At 64.3% G+C, this 10,194-nt stretch carries 8 protein-coding genes; all 8 read right to left on the bottom strand.

Annotated elements, in window-relative coordinates; translation table 11 throughout:
* Positions 1-105: 105 nt before the first annotated feature.
* The 8 genes from GKKCFE_RS09700 to gspG all read right to left on the bottom strand — a co-directional run bounded on the left by GKKCFE_RS09700 (position 106) and on the right by gspG (position 10,190).
* Positions 106-1,287 carry a substrate-binding domain-containing protein gene (locus tag GKKCFE_RS09700; protein WP_139050488.1) on the bottom strand — a complete coding sequence of 394 codons (1,182 nt, stop codon included), beginning with the start codon at positions 1,285-1,287 and terminating at the stop codon, positions 106-108.
* 550 nt (positions 1,288-1,837) lie between these two features.
* Complete coding sequence (gspF, locus tag GKKCFE_RS09695) at positions 1,838-3,049, bottom strand: type II secretion system inner membrane protein GspF (protein WP_107321673.1); 1,212 nt, start codon at positions 3,047-3,049, stop codon at positions 1,838-1,840.
* Entirely contained in the window at positions 3,049-4,467 is a 1,419-nt protein-coding gene (gspE, locus tag GKKCFE_RS09690) for a type II secretion system ATPase GspE (protein WP_139050490.1), read from the bottom strand. Before gspE ends, gspF begins: the two co-directional genes overlap by 1 nt.
* A 184-nt stretch (positions 4,468-4,651) precedes the next feature.
* Complete coding sequence (gene gspD / locus GKKCFE_RS09685; RefSeq protein ID WP_445577785.1) at positions 4,652-7,006, bottom strand: type II secretion system secretin GspD; 2,355 nt, start codon at positions 7,004-7,006, stop codon at positions 4,652-4,654.
* Positions 7,003-7,575: a type II secretion system protein GspM gene (gspM, locus tag GKKCFE_RS09680; RefSeq protein WP_076385236.1), complete on the bottom strand. Its 573-nt coding sequence runs from the start codon at positions 7,573-7,575 to the stop codon at positions 7,003-7,005. The genes gspD and gspM overlap by 4 nt, the downstream gene beginning before the upstream one ends.
* Entirely contained in the window at positions 7,568-8,749 is a 1,182-nt protein-coding gene (gspL, locus tag GKKCFE_RS09675) for a type II secretion system protein GspL (protein ID WP_445577784.1), read from the bottom strand. The genes gspM and gspL overlap by 8 nt, the downstream gene beginning before the upstream one ends.
* Positions 8,746-9,732, bottom strand: a complete 987-nt coding sequence (gene gspK, locus GKKCFE_RS09670) for a type II secretion system minor pseudopilin GspK (protein WP_445577783.1) — start codon at positions 9,730-9,732, stop codon at positions 8,746-8,748. Before gspK ends, gspL begins: the two co-directional genes overlap by 4 nt.
* 8 nt (positions 9,733-9,740) lie before the next feature.
* The gene (gene gspG, locus GKKCFE_RS09665) at positions 9,741-10,190 is read right to left on the bottom strand and encodes a type II secretion system major pseudopilin GspG (protein WP_076385242.1); all 450 of its coding nucleotides are present in this window, start codon (positions 10,188-10,190) and stop codon (positions 9,741-9,743) included.
* Positions 10,191-10,194: the final 4 nt, after the last annotated feature.

The following is a 10,194-nucleotide window of genomic DNA, read 5'->3' as shown; positions in this document are numbered from 1 at the left end:
ATGTCATGAAAATTTCATGTGGCTGTGTTGTACGGTTGATACGCAAAAAATCAGCAACGACTTACGTCGTTGCTGATTCATACTTCGTGTTGCTCAGGCGTGGCGTTACAGCGGACGACCGATGCCGTTGCAGACGTTGGTGTTGCCGATGCTTTGAGCGCTGGAAGTGGTCAGGAAGCTGCCACGAATGGCATTTTTCCAGGTCGTTGGCAGCGGCACGAAGCGGTTGGCGGTGATAGCCGCGTCGTTGTTGTTGGCAGCGACAGCGCCGTAGTGACGGGTGAAGAAATCACGTACCTGGGTGCTCTGCGCGGCGTTGGCGTAGCACTGGCTGAAGATCACGTTGGTGAAGCCCAGGATTGGATAGCCGCTGGTTGGGTAAGCCACGACACTTGGGTCGTTCGGGTTGGTGGTAGCGGCGAACACCGGTACCCAGGCATTCGGGTTGGCACGGTTGGCAGCAGCAGGCACGGCAACAGCTGCAATCGCGGCCGACACGTTGGCTGGAGCAGGGGAAACACCGGCGACGCGGGCAACCTTGGTGGCGTCGTCCAGACCTGCCAGAGTAGTTGCCGCGTAATCCGGGCTCATGTAGGTGATACGGCCTTGGGCTGCGTTGAGCGCAGTCATGACGTTCGCACTGCCGGAGGCGAAAACGGCGCCGGCCGGTACGCCACCGCTGTAGCTGTTAGCGAAGTTGGTGGTGATGGCAAAGGTGCCGGTTTCAGCGCACTTGGCGTTCAAGAAGCGAGTGAACAATTCTGTGGTGCCACTGAGGTCGCTGCGGTAAACCACAGTGATCGCACCAGTACGGCCAGAACCGGTGATCTGGCTCCAGTCAGTCAGACGACCAGAGAACACGCCGCACAGCTGGTTGACGCTCAGATCGACGTTGGCAGTGCCGGTCTTGTTGAACGGAATGGCAACCGAAGTGGCGACCGAAGGCGCCTGGATCAATGGACCCCAGGCGGTGCCGTGGTTGGTGACGTAGGCGTCCAACTCAGCCTGGGTGAGCTTCGAATCGCTACCGGCCCAGTGCACGTTCTTCGGTGGGTTGCTAGTGTCACCCGGCTTGATCTTGGTGTAGTCGTTGGTCAGGAAAGCAGACTTGCCGTTACCGCTGCCCACACCGAGGTAAGGGGCGAAGCCGGCAGTCAATACACCGGGGGTCTGGTACAGCGGCTGAGGCAAGGTAGCGCCACCACCGTTGACATCAGCCATGGCGGCCTGAGCGGCGCAGAGGCCGGCGAGGGTCAGGGATACCGCGAGAACGTTGCGCTTAAACATGAAGAATCTCCTTTCATCGTGTTCGTACGTAGGTTGGGTGACGCGTGCTTGCCGTCATGGCGCTCGGTCCTGTGCCGATGGCGATGGGGTGAGGCCATGGGTTAGAAACTCGCAGTTTCCGGTGACAGATAAAGGAAAAAACCTCGGGAGCTGGAGGCTGTTTTTTGGGGTTTTTCCTCGGGTGTTCGAGGGCTCAGGGTTGGGGTTTCAAACGGGTTTTGTGACGGTGCTGCGCAGGGTGGGCGTGGAGATGGCGACGGGTGGTTGTCTGACGATGGAAGATGACAGAACGAGGAACCCGAGTTTGGCGTTGGCGAGGGTCGGGAGGTGTTGCGGCGTTGCAAAAATAAATGCTTGCTCTATGTGGCGAGGCAGCTCTTGTGGCGAGGGAGCTTGCTCCCGCTGGGTTGGGAAGCGACCCCAAAAGGTCGAACGCGATCCGCCTGATACACCGAGGTGGCAGGGTTTGGGGCTGCTGCGCAACCCAGCGGGAGCAAGCTCCCTCGCCACAGGGGCCGTGCTAGCCACAAGGTGGGTATTCACCAGCAGTTTATTGAACCAACTGATTGATCTCGATAATCGGCAACAACACCGCCATGACGATCACCAGCACCACGCCGCCCATGATCACGATCATCAGCGGTTCCAGCAGCGCGGTCATGCCCATGGCCCGGCGTTCGATGTCGCGCGACAGGGTTTGCGCGGCGCGTTCGAGCATCGGCGGCAGGCAGCCGGTTTTTTCGCCGCTGGCGATCAGGTGGATCAGCACCGGCGGGAAGACTTTTTCCACCCGCAACGCCGCCGCCAGGTTGACCCCTTCGCGGACCTTGGCCGTGGCATCGCTGACGCTCAGGCTCAGGCGATCATTGGAGAGCGTCTGGCGCGCCGCCTCCAGGGCTCGCAGCAAGGGCACCCCGGCGCCGCCGAGAATCGCCAGGGTCGAGGCAAAACGCGCGGTGTTGAGGCCCAGCACGAAACGCCCGATCAGCGGCAGGCGCAGGATGCGACTGTGCCAGTTCAACCGCGCTTGCGGGTTGCGCAAATACAGCCGCCACCCCCAGAACCCACCGGCCAGAATGCCAAAACACAACCAGCCCCAGGCGCGGATGAAATCGCTGGCGGTCAGCATCGCCAAGGTCAACCCTGGCAGGTCCTGACGGGCCTGGGAGAACGCGCTGACCACCTGCGGCACCACGTAGCTGAGCAGGAAAATCACGATGGCGATCGACACCAGCCCCACTACGCCCGGATAGATGAACGCCGTGAGAATCTTGCCCCGCAGGTTGTTGCGCTCCTCGATGTAGTCCGCCAGCCGCTCCATCACCTGGGCGAGGTCGCCGGACTCTTCACCGGCGGCGATCAGTGCCCGGTAGATGTCCGGAAAGTCCCGGGGTCGCGCCGCCAGGGCTTCGGCCAGGCGCATGCCGCTGCGCACATCGGCGCGCACTGCGCTGAGGGTCTGAGCGATGTGTTTGCGCTCGGCCTGTTCCACCGTGGCGCTCAATGCGGCCTCCAATGGCAGGCTGGCTCCCAGCAGGCTCGCCAGTTGCCGGGTGGCCCAGGCCAGGTCGTTGTCCGAGAGTTTGGCGCTGAACAGGCCGCCGCCATGGGCTTGCGTTGTGTTGCGCTCGACCTGCACCTGCAACGCCGTCAGCCCGCGACTGCGCAGCAGGTTGAAGGCGCCACTCTGGCTGTCGGCTTCCAGATGCCCGACCTCGATTTTGCCGTTGGCGTCGGCGGCTTCATAACGGTAGCGATTCATCAGGCGTCCCGTGTCACGCGCAGGATTTCTTCAGGGGCGGTGGCGCCACTGCGGACCCAGCGCTCACCGTCCTCGCGCATGCTGAACATCCCGGCCTGGCGGGCGGCGGCGCGCAGTGCCTGCTCCCCTGCCCCTTGGTGAATGAGCGTGCGGATATCATCGTCGATGCAGAACAATTCATGGATGCCGGTGCGACCGCTGTAACCGGTCTGGTTACAGCTCGGGCAGCCCACCGGGCGCCAGGTGCCGGGGGTTGCCGGGTCAGCTTGTTTGCACTGCGGGCAGAGCCTGCGCACCAGACGCTGGGCGAGCACGCCGAGCATCGACGAGGCCAGCAGGAACGGCTCGACGCCCATGTCGATCAGGCGGTTGATGGCCGACACAGAGTCGTTGGTGTGCAGCGTCGCCAGCACCAGGTGACCGGTGAGGGACGCCTGCACGGCAATTTGTGCGGTTTCCAGGTCGCGGATTTCGCCGATCATGATGATGTCCGGGTCCTGGCGCAGAATCGCTCGCAGGGCTAGGGCGAAGGTCATGTCGATCTTGGCGTTGACCTGAATCTGGCTGATGCCCGGCAGGTCGTATTCCACCGGGTCTTCGACGGTGAGGATGTTGCTGGTGCTGGCGTCGAGCCGAGCCAGGGCGGCGTAGAGGCTGGTGGTCTTGCCGCTGCCGGTGGGGCCGGTGACCAGCACAATGCCGTGGGGCTGGCGGATCAGGTGATCGAGTTTGCCCAGCACGTCCGGGTCCATGCCCAGGGTTTCCAGTTGCAGGCGCCCGGCCTGTTTATCCAGCAGGCGCATCACCACCCGTTCGCCATGGCCGGTGGGCACCGTCGAAACCCGGATGTCAATCGGGCGCCCGGCCACGCGCAGGGCAATGCGGCCGTCCTGGGGCAGGCGTTTTTCGGCGATGTCGAGTTGGGCCATGATCTTGATCCGCGACACCAGCGCGCCGTGCAGGGCCTTGCGTGGCGAAACCACGTCGCGCAGGGTCCCGTCGACCCGGTAGCGCACCACCGAATGGCTTTCGTAGGGCTCGATGTGAATGTCGCTGGCCTCGTCCCGGGCGGCCTGGGTCAGCAAGGCGTTGATCATGCGGATCACCGGCGCGCCGTCCTGGGTGTCCAGCAGGTCGGTGATCTCGGGAATGTCCTGCATCAGTCGGTCGAGGTCCACCTCGTTCTCTGCCGCGCCCACCACGGCGGCGGCGCTGCCGGTGTCGGCGTAGGCACTGTTGAGCAACCCGTCGAGCTCCTCGTCACGCACCCGCTCCAGCCGCACCTCGCCGAACTGGCGGCGTACTTCACTGATGGACCAGCCTGGCGTGGAGGGACAGACCATCAACACCGCGCCTTCATCCGACTCACGCAGCACCAGGCGCTGGGCCTTGGCCCAGGCGTATGGGAGGGTGTTCATGCTGACACCTCAGACCCAAGAAACACACATGTCCCCTGTGGGAGCGAGCTTGCTCGCGATAGCGGTGGGTCAGTTGCAATGATGTTGAGCGAACTGCCGTCATCGCGAGCAAGCTCGCTCCCACAGTGTCTTGGGGTGGCCTCAGTATTGTGCATACCGCGAACTCCCACAGGTTGGGTGTTCATCAGCGGATGCCTCCTTCGATCGGAACCGCCTTGATCACCGCCCTGGGCGTTTGCAGCCCGGCGGGGGTGGCCTGCGGAATGGCCTTGGCCGAGGCCGGCAGTTGCGGGGCTTGCATGTCCGGCATCGCCCAGCTGCGCTCCGGTTGCAGCAGGCCCTGGGCGCGGCGCATGAAGTCGTAGCGGTTGAGGGTGATGCCGCGCCCCGCCGCCGTGTCGCGGATGATGTAGGGGCGCAGGAACACCATCAGGTTGGTCTTGGTGATCTGCCGCCGCTCGTTGCGAAACAGCGCACCGATACCGGGGATGGTCGACAGCCACGGCACCGCGTCATTGCTCTGGCTGTAGCCATCCTGCAGCAACCCACCGAGGACCATGATCTGCCCGTCGTCCAACAGGATGCTGGTGTCGATGGCGCGCTTGTTGGTGACAATCCCCGTGGTGCTCGAAGCGCGGTTGTCGACGCTGCTGACTTCCTGATAGATGTCGAGCTTGACCGTCCCGCCTTCGGAAATCTGCGGGCGGACGTTGAGCTTCAGACCCACCTCTTCACGGGTCACGGTCTGGAACGGGTTGTTGCTGGTGCCACCGCCGCCAGTGACGTAACTGCCGCTGACAAACGGAATGGTCTGGCCGACGAAAATGCTCGCCGCTTCGTTGTCCAGGGTCAGCAGGTTCGGCGTCGACAACACGTTGGTGCCGCCCTTGCTCTTCAACGCCCGGGCCAGGACCTTGAGGTCGAGGATCTTGCCGATGCCGGGAATGTCCACCGTGCCGTTGACCAGGCCCAGGTTCAAGCCCTGGGGCAACACGTCGATGCTGGTCTTGCCGTTGAGGTTGAGCCCGGTGCCGCCGAGGTTGACGCCGCCGATCACGCCGCTGCCGCCCAGGTTGCCGGTCTGCCATTGCACGCCGAACTCGCTGGCATCGTCCTCGCCAACCTCGACGATCAGGCTCTCGATCACCACTTGGGCGCGACGCTGGTCGAGCAGGTCGATGACCTCCCGCAGGTTGCGGTACAGCGGGTCCGGCGCGGAAATCAACAGGGTATTGGTGGTGGCGTCGGCCTGGATGGTCACGCCGCCGGCACTGAAGGCTGTGCTCTGATCGTCCTGCGGCGAAGCCGAGCTTTGTCCGCTACTGCCTTGGGCATAACCATTGTCAGAGGTCGAAGCGCTACCGCCCGTGGTCCCGCTGGTGCTGGCGCCATCGCCGCTGCTCTGGCCGTTAGTGCTGGCGCCCATGCTGCTGAGCACCGAGCGCGAGTTATCACTGCCCTCGCCTTCGCTTTCCCCGGTGAGCAAGCCGCGCAGGGATTGGGCCAGTTTGCCGGCCTGGGCATTGCGCAGGTACACCACGTGCAGGTTGCTCGGGTTGTTCTGGGCGTTGTCGAGCTTGTAGATCAGGTTACGTGCCAGCTCCGTGCGCTCGGGGCTGCCGGCGCGGATGATGATGGCGTTGGAGCGCGGGTCGCCGATCACGTTGATCTTCTGGGTCTGGTCTCCGCCCTGGGTTTCCAGCAACTCGGAGACCATCTGCGCGATGTCCACGGCGATGCCGTTGTGTATCGGCACCACATCGGTGTCGATGGCGCTGGGGGTATCGATGCCTTCGATGAGCTGCGCCACCCGCGACAGGTTCTCGGCGTAATCGGTGATGACGATGGTGTTGTTGCCGGGGTAGGCATTGATCGGGTTGTTCGGCGACACGATCGGGCGTAACACCGGGATCAGGTTCACCGCGTTTTCGTATTGCAGGCGAAAGGTGCGGGTCAACATGCCGTTGCCGGCCGGTTTGTCGGCGCTGTAGATCGGCCCGCCCAGCAACTTGGCGTCGGCCTCAGGCACCACCTGGGCCACGCCGCCGACGTCCACCACGCTAAAGCCCTGCATCCGCAGCGCGGCCAGCAGCATGTCATAGGCCTGGTGCGCCGGCACCTGACCTTCGGACACCAGCGTCAGGTTGCCCTTGACCCGAGGGTCCACCAGAAACTGTTGGCCGGTGGAACGGGACAAGGCCCGCACCACCGCCTGAATGTCGGCCTCGACAAAGTTCAGGGTCACCAGTTGGTCACCCAGCGGGCTGCGTGCCGGCGTACTGCTGCGGGGCTCGCGGGCGCGGGCGGTGAGATCGACCGGGTGTCGCACCGGCGGTTTCTGTTCACGCATGGACTGGGCCCGCTGACGGTCCAGCAGCGCATCGCCGCTGCGCTGAGTACTGCCCAGCGGAATGCCCAGTTCACTGTCCACCAGCAACGGTGGCTGCGACGCTGGCGGTGTGCTGTTGCAGGCGCTCAATGCCAGCAACAGAAACGGCACGCTCTTGCGCCAATGACGCGGGTATCGGGACCCCTTCATGAAGCTTCCTTAGCGCCTTGCGCCTGATCCATGCGAACGGTTCCGGACAGGGTGCCGGCGGTGTTTTCAGTGTTTTCGATGTTGTCGGCGTTGTCGGTGTTGGCCGGGGCCGTGCGCCGCAAACGGGCTTCAAGCACTTGCAGGGAAAATTGCCGTGGACTGCTCAACAGCCAGCCCATCACCTCATCGGCCGGCGCGTCGTTGAAAGTGAGTTGCCAAGCCGCGTCCACGGCCTGCAACTGGTAGTGCTCGCTCAAGCCGCCGGCATCCAGGGCCTGGCGCAGAGCCGCTTCCAGAGGCTGGCCTGACGCCGGGCCGCCGACGTCCCGCAAGAGCACTTCGAGGGCCTGGGTCTGCGCGCGCAACTTCGGCGTTTCGACCTGCCAATACGCAAGGGTTTGGAGCGGTGGCTGGATCAACAGCAACCAGACCAGCAGCCCGCCGAGTACCAGCGCCGCCAGCGACACGGCGCGCTGCTCGCGCACCGCCAGGCCCTGCCAGGACGTCCGGCCACGCGCGCGCAGGGTTTGCCACTGCGCCCATAGCCGTGCCGGGAATGGCTTATTCATCGTCGGCTTCCGGGGGGTGTTCGGAGGTGTCCTGCGCGCCCTGTCCGGGCAAAGCAGCACGCAAGGTCCAGCCCTGGTCATTGGCCGCAACGTCGATGCCGGCCTCGGTCAGGGGGATTTTCCAGTCGTCTGCGGCGGATGCTTTTTGTGCCTCGGCCACGAGCGTCAGGCGTAACTCACCGTTTTCAAACACCAGTTCCTGCACGTTGCCGCTCATGAACGGCATGGCGCTGCCCGCCTGTTGCACCAGGCTGGCGAAGCGTTGCGCCGGGTCCGCCGCTGTGCCGCTTTGGCGCGCGGCGATTTGCTGTCGGGCTTGTTGCAAGGGGTTGAGAATCACCGACAGTTCGGGAAACGCCTGCTTTACCCGCTGGCTCATCTGCGCCTTGAGTCGTTGGCCCTGGGTGGCCTCACGGGTGGCGTAGAGATTGAGGCCGACCACCCACACCGCCAGCGCCACCGCGCAAAGCGTCGCCGCCCTGCCCCAACCGCCACGCTCGGCCGGGCCATGCGTCAGGCCAGCATGCAAGCCCCAGCCCGGCGCGGCACCAGTCCAGCGCTGGGGGGCGGGCAAGGTTTTGATCGAAACCTGCGGCGGCGAATCGCCCACCCACTGCAGCCCGGCCCCTGCCTCCAATAACCATTCATCCAACGCCTCGTCCAGCAGCGGCTGCACCACCGCGTGCTGCACGCTGTAACGCACCAGCAGGTGGCCGTCGTCGACGCAGGCCACCGGCCCGGACAACACTGGCAGGGCGTAGGCCGCCGGGTACAGCCCGTGCAAGTGCAGGCCGGCCTGGCGCAGCATCCGGCCCAGGGCATCGAGTGACTCTCGGTCGAGCCAGGCAATGTGCACCTGCCCGTCGGCACCGCGCGCGCTGTGAGCCACCTGCATGCGCTCGCTGGCACCGAGCATCAGCGCCTGGGCGGCGCAGTTCACCGCGGCGGTGATTTTCGCTGCCGGCAACTGCGGCAGTTCCAGACGGGTGAGCAAGCTGTCGCGCGGATGGAGAAAACATTCGACCCGCTGCTTCTTTGCACCCTGACCGAGGTCCCGGAGGTTGCTGTGCCCCTGGTCGCGGACCTGGCCCTGGCGATCGAGCCAGGCGAATGCCACCGGGCTGTCGAGGCTCAAGCTGCCCAGTGGCATCAACGCTATGCGCAAGCGAGTCATACGCCCACCCGTGACCAGATCACCTGAGGCATCCGGTCCTGGCTGCGTTGCAGCAAAGCATCCAGCACGACCCGCCGCTGCCCACTGCGCGCCTGACCCCGCAGGCGGAACCAGTCGCTGGTGATGCCGACCTTGACGGAGGTCATTTCCAGCTCAGGCATGCGCAGGCGATTGACGAAATCCCCACGGTTGATAAACCAGTGGCCACCGTCTCGCTCAGCGATCAGCGCCTGGGCCCGTTGCAGCGACAACCCCGGCACGTAAGCAGCCAGCACCGGGGCGCTGGCGGTGTTGCCGTTGAGCCAGGTATTGGCCGGCAGAATCGTCACATAAGGCGCCAGCGCTTCCAGCACCTGCGGGGTGACACCCTTGATGCTGCGCAAATCCTGCAACGTGCGCAGCATGGGGCGTGTCGGCGCCAACGGCGTACCGGAAGCATCCGGCGAGGTGCTGCGACCGCTGTCGAACGTACTGCTCACCGCGGCCTTGTCCGCCAACTCTGGGTTCAACAGGCGCGGGTACGCGGCAATCACCCGCGCGACGATGCGCGCACGTACCTTCGCGGCGATACCCAGTTGCTCGCACAACCGTTCGAAGGCGCGCACCTGTTCCTGATCCACACGTTCATTGGCGACCAGATTGCGCAGGTTGAATTTGCCTTGCTCATCTTCCAGTCGCCCTTCGAAGGGGATGTCAGCCAGGCTGGAACCGGCCATCACGAAAGGGTTGGCCCAAGCCTGACCGAAGCGCGTGAGCGGATCGCGCTGCCGCGCATCCCACAACAACTGGCGGCTCAATTGCAGGCCGCCCTGCAACCGCGCCGTGCCCTGGATACGCAACTGCTCGGCCTCCAGGCTACGGGTAAACAGGGTTTGGTGGGTGAGCATGCCCCCGGCGATGACCGCCACCACGGCGGCGATCAGCAAGGCACTGATGACCGCCATGCCCCGCTGCTTCGCCGCGAAGGGCGAATCCGTTCGCATCACGGCCCTTATAACTGCCAGGAGCCGATGTCGGCATTTACACCATCGCCGTCAGGCTGGCCGTCGGCCCCTAGGGAAAAGATATCGACTTCACCATTGGCGCCCGGGTTGAGGTAGTTGTAGGGACGGCCCCATGGATCGTTGGGCAGGCGCTCCAGGTAGGAACGCCATGTGCTGTTTTTTGCGTCAGCGGGCCGTTCCACCAGCACCTTGAGCCCCTGGTTCATGCTTGGGTAGCTGCCGTGGTCCAGGCGATAGAGTTTCAACGCCTGCATCAAACCGCCAATGTCCTGTTTCGCTGCCGTCGCCCGAGCCTGGTCCGGCCGGTCGAGGACCTTGGGCACCACCATCGCCGCCAGAATGCCAAGAATGACCACCACAACCATGATTTCGATCAGGGTGAAACCCTGCTGCCCACGAGGGCCTTGGAGACGGGCGTTGTAACGGGCGATCTGCATCTCG

It is taken from the genome of Pseudomonas sp. E141, assembly GCF_052659885.1.
Note: the sequence above shows the minus strand (reverse complement) of the source record. Positions and strands in the feature narration are given on the sequence as shown.